Annotated in this window: 16 protein-coding genes; 6 read left to right on the top strand and 10 right to left on the bottom strand. The window is 60.9% G+C overall.

Annotation, left to right across the window (positions count from 1 at the left end):
- Nucleotides 1–8: 8 nt before the first annotated feature.
- Entirely contained in the window at nt 9–566 is a 558-nt protein-coding gene (locus ASD32_RS15450) for a dual specificity protein phosphatase (protein WP_060638982.1), read from the top strand.
- On the opposite strand, the gene ASD32_RS15455 is transcribed toward ASD32_RS15450, so the two are convergent.
- The 3 genes from ASD32_RS15455 to ASD32_RS15465 are packed head-to-tail and all read right to left on the bottom strand — an operon-like array spanning nt 567 to nt 3,170.
- Entirely contained in the window at nt 567–1,946 is a 1,380-nt protein-coding gene (locus ASD32_RS15455; protein WP_060638938.1) for an ATP-binding protein, read from the bottom strand.
- 27 nt (nt 1,947–1,973) lie between these two features.
- Nucleotides 1,974–2,675: a response regulator transcription factor gene (locus ASD32_RS15460; RefSeq protein WP_060638939.1), complete on the bottom strand. Its 702-nt coding sequence runs from the start codon at nt 2,673–2,675 to the stop codon at nt 1,974–1,976.
- Between the two features lie 45 nt (nt 2,676–2,720).
- The gene (locus tag ASD32_RS15465) at nt 2,721–3,170 is read right to left on the bottom strand and encodes a MarR family transcriptional regulator (RefSeq protein WP_060638983.1); all 450 of its coding nucleotides are present in this window, start codon (nt 3,168–3,170) and stop codon (nt 2,721–2,723) included.
- A gap of 306 nt (nt 3,171–3,476) precedes the next feature.
- On the opposite strand from ASD32_RS15465, the gene ASD32_RS15470 reads away from it, so the two are divergent.
- The gene (locus ASD32_RS15470) at nt 3,477–4,367 is read left to right on the top strand and encodes a branched-chain amino acid aminotransferase (protein WP_060638940.1); all 891 of its coding nucleotides are present in this window, start codon (nt 3,477–3,479) and stop codon (nt 4,365–4,367) included.
- A 102-nt stretch (nt 4,368–4,469) separates the two neighbouring features.
- Here ASD32_RS15470 and ASD32_RS15475 read toward each other — a convergent pair whose 3' ends face one another.
- The gene (locus tag ASD32_RS15475) at nt 4,470–4,739 is read right to left on the bottom strand and encodes a hypothetical protein (RefSeq protein ID WP_060638941.1); all 270 of its coding nucleotides are present in this window, start codon (nt 4,737–4,739) and stop codon (nt 4,470–4,472) included.
- A gap of 318 nt (nt 4,740–5,057) precedes the next feature.
- Between ASD32_RS15475 and ASD32_RS30285 the strand changes: the two genes are divergently transcribed.
- Both ASD32_RS30285 and ASD32_RS15480 read left to right on the top strand, forming a co-directional pair.
- Nucleotides 5,058–5,222 carry a hypothetical protein gene (locus ASD32_RS30285; RefSeq protein ID WP_200953604.1) on the top strand — a complete coding sequence of 55 codons (165 nt, stop codon included), beginning with the start codon at nt 5,058–5,060 and terminating at the stop codon, nt 5,220–5,222.
- Between the two features lie 108 nt (nt 5,223–5,330).
- Nucleotides 5,331–5,972 (top strand): MBL fold metallo-hydrolase, encoded by a 642-nt coding sequence (locus tag ASD32_RS15480; RefSeq protein WP_060638942.1) that lies wholly within the window; start codon nt 5,331–5,333, stop codon nt 5,970–5,972.
- Nucleotides 5,973–6,031: 59 nt separating this feature from the next.
- Here the strand turns inward: ASD32_RS15480 and ASD32_RS15485 are convergent, their stop codons facing one another.
- The 5 genes from ASD32_RS15485 to ASD32_RS15505 all read right to left on the bottom strand — a co-directional run bounded on the left by ASD32_RS15485 (nt 6,032) and on the right by ASD32_RS15505 (nt 11,823).
- The gene (locus tag ASD32_RS15485) at nt 6,032–6,478 is read right to left on the bottom strand and encodes a BA14K family protein (RefSeq protein ID WP_060638943.1); all 447 of its coding nucleotides are present in this window, start codon (nt 6,476–6,478) and stop codon (nt 6,032–6,034) included.
- Between the two features lie 144 nt (nt 6,479–6,622).
- On the bottom strand, nt 6,623–6,838 hold the full coding sequence (locus ASD32_RS15490) for a cold-shock protein (protein ID WP_060638944.1): 216 nt from the start codon (nt 6,836–6,838) through the stop codon (nt 6,623–6,625).
- A gap of 647 nt (nt 6,839–7,485) precedes the next feature.
- Nucleotides 7,486–8,634: a PQQ-dependent sugar dehydrogenase gene (locus tag ASD32_RS15495; protein WP_060638945.1), complete on the bottom strand. Its 1,149-nt coding sequence runs from the start codon at nt 8,632–8,634 to the stop codon at nt 7,486–7,488.
- 104 nt (nt 8,635–8,738) lie between these two features.
- The gene (locus ASD32_RS15500) at nt 8,739–9,422 is read right to left on the bottom strand and encodes a class GN sortase (protein ID WP_060638984.1); all 684 of its coding nucleotides are present in this window, start codon (nt 9,420–9,422) and stop codon (nt 8,739–8,741) included.
- A gap of 25 nt (nt 9,423–9,447) precedes the next feature.
- Entirely contained in the window at nt 9,448–11,823 is a 2,376-nt protein-coding gene (locus ASD32_RS15505) for a marine proteobacterial sortase target protein (protein ID WP_060638946.1), read from the bottom strand.
- 462 nt (nt 11,824–12,285) lie between these two features.
- On the opposite strand from ASD32_RS15505, the gene ASD32_RS15510 reads away from it, so the two are divergent.
- On the top strand, nt 12,286–13,488 hold the full coding sequence (locus tag ASD32_RS15510) for a pyridoxal phosphate-dependent aminotransferase (protein WP_060638985.1): 1,203 nt from the start codon (nt 12,286–12,288) through the stop codon (nt 13,486–13,488).
- Nucleotides 13,489–13,682: 194 nt separating this feature from the next.
- Complete coding sequence (locus tag ASD32_RS15515; RefSeq protein WP_060638947.1) at nt 13,683–14,882, top strand: MFS transporter; 1,200 nt, start codon at nt 13,683–13,685, stop codon at nt 14,880–14,882.
- Here ASD32_RS15515 and ASD32_RS15520 read toward each other — a convergent pair.
- Nucleotides 14,867–15,760 (bottom strand): LysR family transcriptional regulator, encoded by an 894-nt coding sequence (locus ASD32_RS15520; protein ID WP_060638948.1) that lies wholly within the window; start codon nt 15,758–15,760, stop codon nt 14,867–14,869. The two genes, ASD32_RS15515 and ASD32_RS15520, sit on opposite strands and share 16 nt — an antisense overlap.
- Nucleotides 15,761–15,800: the final 40 nt, after the last annotated feature.

Here is a 15,800-nt window from a genome sequence, read left to right on the forward strand (position 1 = left end):
ACATGGTCATGGACCTGAGTGCCGTTCCAGACTTCGTGCGCGTCACCTGCCTGCGCGATGCGGCAATGGTCGCTGACGACTGGCAGGCCTCGCATGTCGTTTCGCTGCTTGATCCAGAACTTGCCGAGGAACACGTACCGCGCATTGCCGGTGCAAAGCACCATGTCGTGCGGTTGCGCGATCAGGAAAATGCGCTGGCAACCGGCCATTTTCCGGACGCCGTCGCGGCCTTCTTCGATGCCGTCCTTCCCGCGATCGAACAGCAGGACAGCCGCATCCTCGTCCATTGCCACGCAGGCGTCAGCCGCTCCACCGCCTTTGCCTACGGCATTCTCGCTCATCGTTTTGGCGCAGGCCGAGAGGAAGAGGCTTTTGCCGCCCTCCTGTCGATCGTCAATAAACCCTGGCCGAACCGCCGCATCATCGAGATTTGCGACGCGCAGTGGAAAAGGCAAGGGCGGCTTCTCGCCCCGCTCGACACCATGCGGGCAAAACACCCCAGGCGTATCGACGCCTGGCATCGCTTCAACGAACGGCGTGGGATGATCGGCACCTATTCGCGCTGATCAAGCGGGAACCCGGACCACCGCCCGCAGGCCGCCCATCGGGCTATCCGACAATGTGACATTGCCGCCATGGCTTCTGGCGATGTCGAGCGCGATCGCGAGGCCGAGGCCGGTGCCGGAGCTGTCGAGATTGCGGGCCTCGTCGAGGCGGAAGAACGGCTTGAACACATCTTCGCGCGAGCGTTCGGGAATGCCGGGGCCATCGTCGTCGACGGTGATCGTCAGCCATTTGTTGCTGTGCCTGGCATCGATATGGACGGTGTTGGCATAGCGGTAGGCGTTGGAGGCGAGATTGGCGATCAGCCGGGTAAAGGCATTCGGGCGCACGCGAATATTGTCGTTGCCCTCGACCGATGTCGTGACCGTCTTTTCGTGCAGTTCGCCCTCGAGCGTCAGCCGGTTCATCAGGTCGCTGAGCTTCAGCTGTCCGACATCTTCCTCCGCTTCGCCGCGCGCGAAGGCGAGATAGCCCTCCAGCATGCTCTGCATGTCCTCGACATCCTGGTTGAGACTGTCGAGATCGGCGCTGTCGCCGGCCAGCGCCAGTTGCAGCTTGAAACGGGTGAGGATGGTTCGAAGATCGTGGCTGACGCCGGTCAGCATCGCCGTGCGCTGCTCGATCTGGCGCTCGATGCGCTCGCGCATCTGGATGAAGGCAAGGCCGGCGCGGCGGACTTCCTCGGCCCCGCGCGGGGAAAAATCGTCGATCTTCTGGCCTTTGCCGAAACTCTCGGCAGCCTTGGCAAGCGCGAGGATCGGCCGGATCTGGCCGCGCAGGAACAGGATGGCGATGGTGAGCAGGACCAGCGAGGCGCCGACCATCCAGACGATGAAGATATGGGTATTGGAGGCATAGGCCTGGCTGCGGCGCGCATAGACCCTCAGGATGCGCTGGTCATCGAGCTTGATGCGGACTTCGACAAGATCGGAATTGCCGACGGTGTCAATCCAGAACGGCTTGCGAATCTGCTGGGAAATCTCCTCGCTGAGGATCTGGTCGAGGATTTCAAAGAAGGGTTTTGGGCGCGGCGCCGGCAGCTCGCCGTCGGGCTCGATGGAAATGCGCAGGTTGAGCCGGTCGCGGGCGATCTGGATGACATCGTCATAATCGCTGGCGGGCATTTTATCAATGAGATCGATGACGGCGGCGATATCGCCGGTCACGGCCGCCGACAGCCGTTGCGTCACCAGCTGCCAGTGCCGCTCCATGAAGACGAAGGCGACGACCGACTGCAGGAGCACCATGGGGATGATGACGATCAGGAGCGAGCGGGCGTAAAGCCCCATCGGCAAGCGCCGCCGCAGCCAGCGGGCCGTGCGTTTCCAGGCCGTATCGGCCGCCGGCGCGCGGCTGCGCCGCAGGATGTCAAAGCTTGCCATGGATATCCAGCCGGATGCTCATAGGGACTAATCCACGCTCAGCCGGTAGCCGATGCCGCGCACGGTCTGCAGGAAGACGGGATTGGAGGGATCGTCCTCGATCTTGCGGCGCAGGCGGTTGATCTGTACGTCGATGGTCCGTTCGCCGACCTCGGCCTCGTCGCTGACCAGCTCATGGCGCGGAATGGTTTCGCCGGCGCGCTGCGAAAACAGCATCATGATTTCCTGCTCGCGGTCCGTCAGCCGGATATGGTCGGCACCGCGCCGCAGTTCCTTGCGCACCACAGAGAAGGTGAAGGGTCCGAAAATGACCTGTTCCACCTTGGGGGCCTTTGCCGGCGCATTGCGCCTGAGGATATTGTTGATGCGCAGCACCAATTCGCGCGGATCAAACGGCTTGGGCAGATAATCATCGGCGCCGGCCTCCAGGCCCTCGATACGGGCATTGGATTCGGCAAGTGCGGTCAGCATGATCACCGGCACGGTCTTGATCTTGCGCAGGCTCTGGGTCAACGAAATGCCGGTCTCGCCCGGCATCATCACATCGACGATCAGAAGATCGTAGTCGATGCCTTCGAGCTTGCGCCGCGCTTCATCGGCATCGGCAGCCGTGGTGACGCGAAATCCCTTTTCCATCAGATAGCGATTGAGAAGATCACGGATCCGGCGGTCGTCATCCACGACCAGCAGATGGGCGGCATCGTCATCGATCCTGATCGTCTTCGTCATTCGTAGGCCCTGTCATCTCGCAGTGCCGGCCGTGTCTGCCGGGTGTCAATTATCGCCGGCATTCTTCATGCCGGAAAGGAAGCGTTTGACCAGTTCGCGTGCGCCAGGCCCGGTTTTTTCCATGGCCTCGGCGATGCGCCGCGATTGTGGCTCGGCCAAGGCTCTTGCGAGCGTCTTGCCTTCCTTCGTTGTATAGAGCATGCGCTGCCTGCGATCCTCCGGCCCGGCAACTTGATGAATATACCCTGAATCGATGAGTTGTTTCAAAACACGCGCCAGGCTCTGCTTGGTGATGCGCAACGTTTCGAGCAGATCCGCCACCGTCATGCCCGGTTCGCGATCGACAAAATGCAGGACGCGGTGATGCGCACGCCCGAAACCGCGCTTTTCGAGAATCACATCGGGGTCGGAGGTGAAATCCCGATAGGCAAAGAAGAACAGCTCGATGATCTCGAAATCAACCGCGTCCGTGTTGTCTGCAGTCGCAGACGCCATGTCGTTTTCGGCTTTCTGGTTCGCCTGTCCTGCCACGCAGTCTTTTCCTTTCAATTCCGGTGCATTCTACGAAACATTCGAAAAAATATGTCAGCTATATTGACATATTTTTTCGCGGTTGGTAAGTCTTTAACTGCAGAAGGGCGAACACCCGACGCTAGTCCTATCCTTGAAGATAGGCCGCGCCGCGCCGATCGCCAATTCAAAATCACCATAGCGGATTTCCCTCGTTCACGTTTGCCGATAAATGGGAGCAGGGGAGACAATCAACATAAGAATGGCGCGCGGACGCCAAGGGATGAGACGATGGCAGCAGTTCCTTTTGATCAGTTGGACGGTCAGATCTGGTTCAACGGCGAATTTGTCGATTGGAAAGACGCAAAGATCCATGTGCTGACCCACGGACTGCACTATGCCAGCGCCGTCTTTGAAGGCGAGCGCGCCTATGGCGGCCGGGTTTTCAAGCTGACCGAACACAATCAGCGTCTGCACAAGTCGGCCGAAATCCTCGGCTTCACCATTCCCTATTCGGTTGAGGAGCTGGATGCCGCGACGGTCGAGCTTTTGAAGCGGCAGGGCTTTTCGGAGGCCTATGTCCGGCCGATCGCCTGGCGCGGCTCGGAAATGATGGGCGTTTCGGCCCAGAACAACCGCATCAATGTCGCCATCGCCATCTGGCAATGGGGCAGCTATTTCAATCCGGCCGAAAAGCTGAAGGGCATCCGCCTCGATATCGCCGAATACCGTAGGCCCGATCCGAAGACCGCCCCTTGCGCCTCCAAGGCCGCCGGCCTCTACATGATCTGCACCATTTCCAAGCATGCTGCGGAAGCCAAGGGTTACGCTGATGCCATGATGCTGGATTATCGCGGCCAGGTGGCGGAGGCGACCGGCGCCAACATCTTCTTCGTCAAGGACGGCGTGATCCACACGCCGGTACCGGACTGCTTCCTCAACGGCATCACCCGCCAGACGGTGATCGAGCTTGCCAAGCGCCGCGGTTACCAGGTGGTCGAGCGTGTGATCATGCCGGAAGAGCTCCCGGACTTCTCCGAGTGCTTCCTCACGGGGTCGGCCGCCGAAGTCACGCCGGTCTCCGAGATCGGCCCCTATACGTTCAAGCCGGCGACGATCTCCGAGACGCTGATGAACGACTACATGAAGGAAGTGTATCCGGTCGCGGCAGCTGCCGAGTAACCGGCGGCTTAGACCCATAAGAGAAAGGCGGCCGGTGAGCCGCCTTTTTTATTGTTGGGTTCACTGGCTTCATGCGACCGGGTCCTGGCCGCATTCCGTTTTTCAGGCTTTGCGTGCGCCCACGACGAGGCCGGCAAGGCCGGCCAGCACGCCACCGCCTGCAATCCCGCCGATGGCTTGTGCGATCAGTCCGGCGGCTGCGGCGTCGCCGCCCAGCATCTGAACGAGAAACCCGCCGCCCAGGCCGCCGATCGCGCCGACAATCGTGCGGGCGACGACGCTCAGCGCCTGTTGCTTGAGAACCGCACCCACCGCGTTTCCACCCGCTGCGCCGGCAATCAACTGCGTAATGATAGGCAATAATGCTTCCATTGCTCGCTGCTCCCCTGTCCGCCATCGGCGTCCGGCCCCCCAGACTCACCTGGCACGCCGCTCGTGCGGCCTATGCAGGGTGAGACGAAAATTCATATGAGTCAATTTCGCAACTGCGAAACGATCAAGAGCCTAGGTATCGCGGCATAGTGGAGGGAAGGGGCCGTTATCGGCTTTCCGTTCTGTCGATTGGCGTTCACCCTGTTGTTCCCGCTGGAACAGCGAATATCTCGAAATTGTAAAATACTGAATTCGTTCTGCTTCCCGGAACTTTTGGACAATTCCGGTGTTTAGACGCCAACAGAGAGGGTTACGACCATGCAAACGACGATTTCCGAGGATTCCTATTCGACAGCACGCCAATTGCGTCCTGTCGTCATAACCGTTGTCGCCGCCAAGCTTGCGGTCTTTGCTCTCCTGATGACGACGATCAATTTCCAGGTGCCGGTACCGGCAGCCGTGGAACTGGCAGAAGCGCGATAAGCCGCGCATCCCGCCGCAGCTTTCTGTTTCAATTGCCTTTTGCCGTTTTCATTGTCCTGCGTCCATCCTATATGCTGTCCAGTGAGTGAGACAGCGAGGCAGGGCCATATGTTACAGGCGGGCATTATCCCGGTTACCCATTTCCAGCAAAATTGCACGGTTTTGTTCGATACCGACACCAAGGAAGGCGTGATCGTCGATCCCGGTGGCGATGTCGATGTGATCCTGCAGACCATCAAGGAAAACGGCATCACGCTGAAGGCGATCTGGCTGACCCATGGTCATATTGATCACGCCGGCGGCGCCAAGGAACTCAAGGAAGCGCTCAACCTCGACATTATCGGCCCGCACCGGGACGACCTGCCGCTGCTTGAAAAGCTGGAGACCCAGGCTGAAAAGTTCGGTCTGGCAATGAAGGTCGAAAATGTCGTGCCGGATCAGTGGCTGGAGGACGGCGATACCGTATCCTTCGGCGCGCATGTGTTCGAGGTGCTGCATTGCCCCGGCCACGCACCCGGCCATGTCGTCTATTTCAACCGCGCCCAGAGTTTTGCCCATGTCGGCGACGTGCTGTTTCGCGGCTCGATCGGCCGCACCGATCTGCCTGGCGGCAACCATCAGCAGCTCTTGGATTCCATCCGCGACAAGATCCTGCCGCTTGGCGATACCGTCGGCTTTATCTGCGGCCATGGCCCCGGCGGCCAGATCGGCGAGGAACGCCGCACCAATCCTTACCTGCGCGGCTTGTAATTAAAAAAAGGCACGTGCCGGTGGGCACGTGCCTTTTCCATGAAGTCTGACTGTTTGACTCAGCCCGCCTGGCAGAAATAGTCGCGGCCGTCATAGCCACGGAATGTGCCGGATTGGGCATCGAACGAGCGGTAACGCTGCGAGCAATAACGGTACCAGCCGGGTGTCCAGGGCTCCAGGCCGCCGTAATTCTGCACGACAACGGGACGGGGACGGCGATAGACCGGGCGCGGCTCGTAATATTCGGGCTCCGGATCAATATAGACCCGTTCCTGGTAGCGCGGCTGGTTGGCGATTGCGCCGCCGATGATGACGCCGGTGGCAAGACCCAGCGCGCCGAGCGCCACGGCGTCGCCATTGTTGTGGCGGCGATAGTCCCTGTCGTGACCGCCATGGCGATAATAGCCGCGGCGGCCCCAGTCTTCAGCCTGGGCGGACGAGACTGTCGGGATGACCGTCGCTGCGGTAGCGAGGGCAAGAACGGCAGCTTTGATAACCTTGTTCATTGATTCGATCCTGTTTTCGGCCGGACAATTTAGTCCTTGATGATGAAGACAGATTAATATGGCGAAACTGAACGCAGGCTGAATGAAAAACCCGGCAACGGGGCCGGGCTTCAACGTCAATCGGTTTGCAGAAACTGCGGCGGCTTAGCTGGAAACCTGCAGGTTGACGGCCTTTGGCCCTTTGCCGCGGCGATCCGGTTCGGTGTCGAAGCTGACCTTCTGATTTTCGGATAGTCCGTTCAGGCCCGAGGCCTGGACTGCGGAAATATGCACGAAGATGTCGGCGCCACCATTGTCCGGCTTGATGAAACCAAAGCCCTTGTCGGTGTTGAAGAATTTAACAATGCCAGTCTCGGCCATGCGTCAGGTCCTTTTTCCTCTGCCCGGATGCAGCGGGCAGCATTACAATATTTTGCTCCAGGGAGCGTGCGGCAGGCAGTTCTCGACTATGAGGAAAGGGTCCTGTTATTGCAGCCAGTCATCGAAAAACTCCGTCTTTGCCCGACTGCCCGGAACATTTTGCGTGTCCGGCGCGCATTAATATAAAGGTCTTCCCGTGTTCGCAAATTGCCCGAACACAGTAAGCTTGCTGTGTTTATTTTAAATTGGCAAGCAAAAGTTTTTTGAAACAAGTGTGCCGTTTTGGTTTGTTTAAAAAGCAATCAACTGCCGAAAAATGCGGTTCTTCAGCTGATATACTGTAAGCTATTGAAAATATTGAATTTCGCCTGCTGTGCACCGATTTTCGAGCCATTTGTGGCTGCGAGTGCCTGAGAATGCCAAGGCAACGCCGGCGCGTTGCACTGCGTGTTTTAAATATTAACCGTTTGATAAAACTTGTCACTGGCCGCAATGCGAATGCAACGGGCAGGGATGCCGGTCGCGAAGTCCCGTTGCCAAGGATTACCCCTGATATTGCACTGGGATCTTGCAGCAGCGCGCCCAATAGTCATCAAAACCGGGGGACATCTGTATCAATTTGCGGCAGTCGTGCGCTTGACGTGATGTCAGCTCCGGTTCGATGCGGACACCCGCAACAGCGCGCCGTCGTCTCCGTCGGTGACCATCAGGATTGCGCCATCAGGGGCGACCTTCACATCGCGGATGCGTCCGAACTCGCCTTCAAACAGCCGCTCCTCGGCGGTGACAGCGCCGCTCTCATCCCGCTCCAGCCGTGACAGAAGCTCGAATTTCAAGGCTGCGACCAGAACGCTGCCGTTCCATTGCGGGAACATATCGCCGCGATAGACGTCGAGGGCGCCGGGCGCGATCGAGGGATCCCAATAGTGGAGGGGTTGCTCGTAGCCGTCGGCGCTCTGCCCGACGCCGATTGCCGCGCCGGAATAATCCTTGCCGAAGGTAATGACCGGCCAGCCGTAATTCTTGCCCGGCTCCGGCGCGTTGATCTCGTCGCCGCCACGCGCGCCATGTTCGACGGTCAGGAGCTGGCCATTCTCGGGATCGATGATAATCCCCTGCGGATTGCGGTGACCTTTCGACCAGAGCTCGGCAAGCCCGGCCTTGCCGTCGGCATAGGGATTGTCTGCGGGGATGCTGCCATCCGGCTTGATACGCAAGACGGCGCCCGCATGGTCCTGCATGTCCTGCGCCCGGTCGCGTTCGCCGCGATCACCGATGCCGAAGAACAGGTTGCCATCCGGCGCAATCACGATCCGCGAGCCGAAATGCTGGCCCTTGCCGGTAAACTTGTTCATACGGAAAATTTCCTGAACCTGCGCCAGACTCTGTCCATCGTCCGAGAGTGCCGCGCGCACGATCGCCGTTCCGTTGCCATTGCCATCCGCCACGGACATGGAGAGGAACAGCGTGCGGTTTTCAGAAAATTTCGGATCGAGCGCCACATCGAGCAGGCCGCCCTGGCCCTGGCGCGCCACCTCCGGTACGCCGCTGATCGGCTCCGATGCCTTGCCGTCCCGGATGATGCGCAGCGTGCCGCTAAGCTCGGTGACGATGTAAGCGCCATCCGGAAGCACTTCGACGGACCAGGCATTGTCGAGGCCGGATGCGATCGTATCCACCTGCACGGCGGCTTTCTCGGTCGCAAACTGTTTGGCGTCCTGCGCAAAGGCAGGGGCGGCAGTCAAGGCCGATAGCAGTCCGGCGGATTTCAACAGGTTTGAAAATGTCGTCGTCATCGCGTTCTCCCAGAGCATGCCGATCAGCGCCTACCGATCAGTGAATACCGATTGAAGCTGGGCGTTGAAGGCTGCGTTTCAAGGCTCAGAACGGCCTTTTGCGATCAAAAGGATTTGACCGGGAGTTTACCGGACATATCTTGCGCGGCGAGCGTCGATGGGCCTGCATCGTCAACAAGTTCGGCATTGACGATGTAGCGCAGCGGGCCTTGCTCGGTGGCGTCGAATGGCCAGCAGGTGGCGAGCGCCAGATTGCGGCCGGGCGCATCGGCGTTGATGCCGCTCTCGTCCCAGCGCGCGATGCGGCTGGTGCCGGCGCGGAAGGTGAGGTTCGTTCCGTCCTTGCGGGTGATGACCAGAAGATCGCCTTGTTTGACGTCCTTCAACCAGCGGAAATGCGTATCGCGATGGGCGGCAATGACAGACGTGCCGGGTTCGCCCGGTGCCGGCGTGTTGGCAAGACGGGCTGGGCCGAAAGCCAGGGCCTCGCCGCTTGCGCCGGACAGCACGACTGCGGTTTTGCCGATCCGCAGGGCGGTGATTTCGGCTTCGGTGGAAAAGTCTGCCCAGGGCCAGGGTTTGGCATTGGTCTCGCCGTGCAGCTGCGCTGCAAAGCTGCGCTTCAACAGCACCTGTGACACCTCGGCCTTGGCCTTCATGTAAAAGCCTTTGCCGACCAGCATGACGCCGGCAAGCGCCACCAGAAGAATTCCGGCCAGAACCACCGTTTCCAGCGCATTGAGACGCGCCAGAAATCCGGCGCGTCCTTCCGTGTCCTGATCTGAAATGTCCAGGCTGGTTTCATTGCCGGGCTTATCGGACACGGTTGCGGCCCTCCAAAACCAGACCGCGCAGCTGCCAGCGCCACAGGCTGAATGTGGTCGCCGCCATCACGGCAAAGGCAAGCAGCATAAGGCCGATCAGGATATGCCGGTCGGCGAGCGTGGCCGTCTGCGGCAGATTGACCTGCTTGCCGGCGTCGGCGATCATGCTGGCGGCACGCGCCGTCGGGGCTGCGGCCATCCGGTCGGCGACCAGCATGGCCTGCTGCTCGCTCTGTTGCAGCTGCGCCTTGCGCTCCCCTTGCGGCATCGTTGGCTGCGGCTCTTCGCCGAACACCTTCTCGAAATCCCAGCCTTCAGGCAAGTTGAGCGGCAGATCGGTGCTGACAACGGGTTCACCCGCCGGGCGCGACGGCGTCACATCGACGGCCACCAGGCTGGTGACCCGGGAGACGAGGTGATTGGCGAGCGCCACCGTCTCGATCTGCTTGTCGAGCGCTGCGGCATCGTTCACCGCATAAGCATTGGCTTCCAGGTCGTCGATCTTGCGGCGGGCCCAGAGCTTGGCGATACCCTTGCCCTGAGAGGCCTTGGCCACGTCCATCTCGATGCGCCAGGGCTGAGTGCCGCTCTTGCCGGTGATCTGTAGCTTGCCTGTCGGCGTTGCGCCCTCAAGCTGCGCCGTCAGCACCACCGGCTCGCCGCGATAAAGGTCCGGCATCGGGTTCGGCGTGATGTCCTGCGCATTGGCGCCGTCGAATGAGACGGCGATATCGGTCATGACAGGATTTTCCAGCTTGGCGAACAATTCGCCCATCCGCGCTGCCACCTGATCTTCAGAGCCGATCAGCGTGAAGGTGCCCCGGCCGATTTCGGCGGCCTTGGTCATGAAATGGGTGTTGGGGGCCGAACCGATGCCGACGGTGAAGACGCGGGCGTCGCCACGGTTGCTGGAGATTTCCTCAAACAGCTGCGCCTCGTTGCCGATCGCGCCGTCGGTGAGGAACACCACCTGCCGCAGGGCGCCGGAGGCCACCGGCCCCTGGGTGCGCAGAGCCGCTTCCAGCGCCGGCAGCATTTCGGTGCCGCCATCGGCGGTGAGCCCGCGAACGAAGGCGATAGCGTCCTCGCGCCTGTCCGGCGTCGCCTGAACCAGCGTCGGAAAATGCACTTCCATCGTGTCGTCGAAGCGCACGACGTTGAACTTGTCCTGCGGCCGCAGCTTGGAGATGGCCAGCGCCAGGCTGTCGCGCGCCTGCTCGATCGACGGTCCGGCCATCGAGCCGGAATTGTCGATGACGAAGACGACCTCGCGGTCCGGAGCGGTTCCGTCTGTGGCGCCCTGCGCCGGCGGCGTGACGAAGCCGAGCAGATAGGTCTTGCCGTCCTGGGTTTCGCGGAAAAGGCCCGCATTCGGCATCGCGCCGGCAACAGCGTTCCAGCTCAGCTCGAAATCCTTGTCGGCCGGCACGCTGGCGTTCTTCAGCGCCGGCACGCTGGCGCTCTTTAGCGAGATCTTGCGTGCGGTGCCATCGACCGTTTGCATGTCGATTTGATGGAACGGGGAGGTGACGGTGCCGAGCGGGAAGCCGGCATTGAGATTGACCGTCAGCGTCACCGGATTGATTTTGGCGTTTTCTGCGGGGTTCAGCACGGGGGACGTGATCTTGTCGCGGTCGGGAACCGGATCGTTGACGGCATAACCGGATTTCGGATCGAGATCGACAGTCTGGACGATCGGATCGGGATTGTAGCGCGGCGCTACCACCATGGGGAAGCGCAGCGAGAATTCGCCGCCCGACTGATGCACGCTGCTCTGATATTCGATCTGCACGACAATGGTTTCGCCGGGACCGATATTGGCGACCTGGTTGGTGAAGATGTTGGGGCGCTGCTGTTCGAGAAGCGCTGTCTTCTTGCCTTCGGCCTTCGCCTGCTCATAGACCTTGCGGGCCTCTTCGCGCGCCTTGATCTCGCCCTCGATGAAACGGTCGCCGATCTGCATCTTCAGCGTATCGACGGCGGAATTTTCCGGCAGCGGGAACACATAGGTGCCCTCGACCCAGCCCTTGCTCGGGTTCTCGAAGCGCTGGGTGACGCGGGTGCGGATGATCGGGCCGTTGACGTCGATGACGACGTCGGTCGCTAGCCTCGGCGCTTCCACGAAGGAACCGGGCTCCTTGGATGGGAAGAGCAGGGCACCTGTGCCCATGTCGTTGGGGCGGACGTAACCGGCAAAACGCTGCGGCTTGCTGCCGTTGGTCTCCGCCATCGCATGGGAAAAGAAGCCCATGAAGAACAGGAGGGAAAGCGTGACCGCGATGAGTGCGGCGACGATCAGATATTCGATCTGCCGCCCGCTCATGCGGCTGACCGGCTTGGCCGTGTTTTCGGTGTTCAGAAGCATTGCGGGCCCCCTCGGCGCACATGGATTCGTGTGATGCCAGAAAAGGCTCCGAAATCGGCCGCACAAGGACAGAATTGCGGCAGGCCAAGGCATTTGTTGTGACCAAATCAAGGCGTTGCGGAAATCAGCCAAAACCTTTGTTTTTGATGAATAAATCCAGGTGGAGAAACGTTCTTGGCCGTCGCTCTCCGGCGCCTGGCGGGATCAAGCATTTTTCATGAGCCGGGTTCGAAAAAGCAGAGTCGTTTCAGCCCTCTGCGCAGCAAAGCCCACAAAGTGATTCATCCGATCCGTTGATGTCACTGATGAAACATTGTCATGGGTACGCATTTTGCCGCGTTTCTTGGCTCTTTGCGCTTGAAACCGGGGCGGTCTTTCGACATACACCTAACCGCTATGGAGCCAGGCAGAGCCCGCTCCATTGGCCGCATGCTGTTTCAACCTGATCAGGACAAACATATCATGGCCTTTCTTGCCGACGCCCTTTCCCGTGTAAAGCCATCCGCCACCATCGCCGTTTCCCAGAAAGCCCGGGAACTGAAAGCCAAGGGCCGCGATGTCATCGGGCTTGGCGCCGGGGAGCCGGATTTCGATACGCCGGACAATATCAAGAAAGCCGCCATCGACGCGATCAACCGCGGCGAGACGAAGTACACGCCGGTTTCGGGCATCCCGGAACTGCGTGAGGCGATCGCCAGGAAGTTCAAGCGCGAAAACAATCTCGACTACACGGCCGCCCAGACGATCGTCGGCACCGGTGGAAAGCAGATTCTTTTCAACGCCTTCATGGCGACGATCAATCCGGGCGATGAAGTCGTCATCCCGGCCCCTTACTGGGTGTCCTATCCGGAAATGGTGTCGATCTGCGGCGGCACGCCGGTCTTTGTCGAAGCGACCCAGGCCAACAATTTCAAGCTGACCGCCGAGGATCTCGACAAGGCGATCACGGACAAGACCAAGTGGTTCATCTTCAACTCGCCGTCCAACCCGTCGGGTGCTGCCTATAGCCATGCCGAACTCAAGGCGCTCACCGATGTGCTCCTCAAGCATCCGCATGTCTGGGTCCTGACCGACGACATGTACGAGCACCTGACCTATGGCGACTTCAAGTTCGCCACCCCGGTGGAGGTCGAGCCGAAGCTTTATGATCGCACGCTGACCATGAACGGCGTCTCCAAGGCCTATGCCATGACCGGCTGGCGCATCGGCTATGCGGCCGGCCCGCTGTCGCTGATCAAGGCGATGGACATGATCCAGGGTCAGCAGACCTCGGGCGCCTGCTCGATCGCCCAGTGGGCGGCCGTCGAGGCGCTGAACGGCACGCAGGATTTCATTCCGGAAAACAAGCGGATCTTCGAGGGCCGCCGCGATCTGGTCGTGTCGATGCTCAACCAGGCCAAGGGCATCGAGTGCCCGTCGCCGGAAGGCGCATTCTACGTCTATCCGTCCTGCAAGGGCCTGATCGGCAAGACCGCACCCTCGGGCAAGGTCATCGAGACGGATGAGGATTTCGTGTCCGAACTGCTCGAAACCGAAGGTGTCGCCGTCGTCCACGGCTCCGCCTTCGGCCTCGGCCCCAACTTCCGCATTTCCTACGCCACCTCGGAAGCCCTGCTCGAGGAAGCCTGCAAACGCATCCAACGCTTCTGCGGCGCCTGCAAGTAAGGTCGCGCGATCGACCATGACGAACCCGCCGGAAACGGCGGGTTTCGTTTGGGCTCTAAACTCTTGCATTGCATGTCCACGCCCCCAAGTAGCGACATCTAGCCACCGTCTGAAAATCACGGCGTCGATCACGCCGGACGGCTTCCGCTCTAACGCAAATGCCGGTACACAACGGCCTTTCGAGGAGCCCAGCCATGATCATCGCGCCGCATCACAGGATCTATACCTGTTTCTTCCTGTTTGCCGTGTCGCTCGGTGCGCTGCTCGCCCGCATGCCGGATCTGCAGGTGACGCTGCGGGTCAATAAGTCGGAGCTGGGGCTAACGCTGATCGGCATGGCGATCGGGGCGCTGATTTCGCTGACATTTTCCTCGCCGCTGATTGCGCATCTGGGTGCGCGCGCAACAGCCTTTATCACCATTCTCGGCACGGCTGCCGCGTTTGCGGTCGTTCCGTGGGTCGGGGCAGCACCGCTGGTATTCTGCGTTCTGTTCATTGCGGGCCTGCTTGCCGGTGCTCTCGAAATCAATCTCAATGTCGAGATCGACCGGCTGGAGGCGCGGCTTGGGCGGGGGATCATGAACCGGGCGCATGGTTTCTGGAGCCTCGGCTTTTTCGTGACCGCGCTGATTGCCTCGTTCGTGCGCCAGGGGCAAATCTCGATGCAGCTGCATCTGGCCGTGACCTTCGCCGTGGTGCTTGCGGTCGGCCTTATCGCCATTTCTGGCATTCGCAACGCGCCGGCCCGCGCCGTGTCGCATGAGGCAAAAGCGCCGCTTCTGGCGGTGCCGACGCTGGGCCTCCTGCCGCTCTGCATTATCGGCGTCGCCGCCTTTCTGGTCGAAGGTGCGGGGATCGACTGGTCGGCGATCTATATGCGCGACGTGTTTGCGGTCGAGCCCTTCATCGGTGGCCTCGGGCTGACGCTGTTCACCTTCTTCATGGCGATGGCACGGCTGTTCATCGATCCGGTGGTTGACCGTTTCGGCGCCCGCCATGTCGCGTCGGTGCTTCTGGTGCTGTCGGCCATCGGGCTGACGGCCGTCTGGCTGGCGCCGCATGCCTATGTCGCCCTGTTTGGCTTTGCGCTGATGGGGGGTGGATGCAGCGCCGTCTATCCGCTGGCGGTCTCGGCCGCCGCGCAGCGTATCGACCGGCCGGCGCAGGTCAATGTCGCGGCGCTTGGGCAGGTGACGTTCATCGTGTTCTTTCTGGCGCCGCCGCTGCTCGGCTTCGTGGCCGAACATCTGGGCATCCGCACATCCTATCTCGTCTGCCTGCCGCTCATTCTCTATGCGCTGTTTTCCGTCAAGGCGCTGGCGCCGCGGCGGGATGCGCGCGATGCCGTACCGGCGCCCGCCGGCGGTTTGCCGTCCGATCACCTGCCGATGTAGGCCAGCAATCCTTCCACCAGCGCATCGTAAGCGACCCGGCAGCGCGGCGTGGTCTTCAGGTTCTCGTGCATGACCACGAAGGTTTCGAGCGGCAGCTCGAACTCGGTTTCGAACAGCCGCATGAGATCCGGGTCGCGCTTTGCAAGCGCCACCTGGCAGACGCCGATGCCGAAGCCTGCGCGAATGGCCGCCAGCTGCGCCAGATTGCTGTCGGCGCGGAAGGAAGGGCGCATCAGGTCGATCAACGGTACGCGCTTGCGCACGGACCGCACGAAGGCGCTTTCGCGGTCAAAGCCGATGGTGCGGTGCTGGCTCAAGTCCTCCAGCGTTTCCGGCGTGCCGTGCGTGTCGAGATAGCGCCGGTGCGCGTAGAGCCCGAGCGGTATGCCGCCGATCCGGCGGGTGATCAGTGCGTCCTGCTCGGGTGCCACCATGCGCACGGCGATATCGGCTTCCTGGCGCAAAAGGTCCTCGACGGCATCCGACAGCGACAGCTCGATGACGAGGTCCGGGTGCCGGTCGGCAAGCGCCGTCAGCATGGGCGGCAGCACCTCGATGCCGATCACCTCGCTGGCGCTGATGCGCACCGTGCCGCGCACACCGCCGCCCTGTCCGGTCGCCGCCTTGAGCAATGCCGCAGCGTTCGCGGCCAGCTGCTCGGCATGCGGTTTCAGGTCGATTGCTGCTTCCGTTGGCATCAGCCCCTGCGGCGAGCGGATAAAGAGCTGGAAACCGATCATGGTCTCCAGCGCATCGATATGCCGGCCAATGGTCGGCTGCGTCAGTCCCAGCTCGCGCGCGGCAGCGGAAAGGGAGCCCTCCCGCAGCACGGCGAGGAAAGTCCGGTAGAAATCCCAGCTCGGTTCACTCTTGTTCATCTATTTTTGTATAACAGGTATATCAATTTCCTCAACTCCG

Origin of the sequence: Rhizobium sp. Root483D2 (genome assembly GCF_001426685.1) — a bacterium.
GTDB classification, from domain to species: domain Bacteria; phylum Pseudomonadota; class Alphaproteobacteria; order Rhizobiales; family Rhizobiaceae; genus Pararhizobium; species Pararhizobium qamdonense.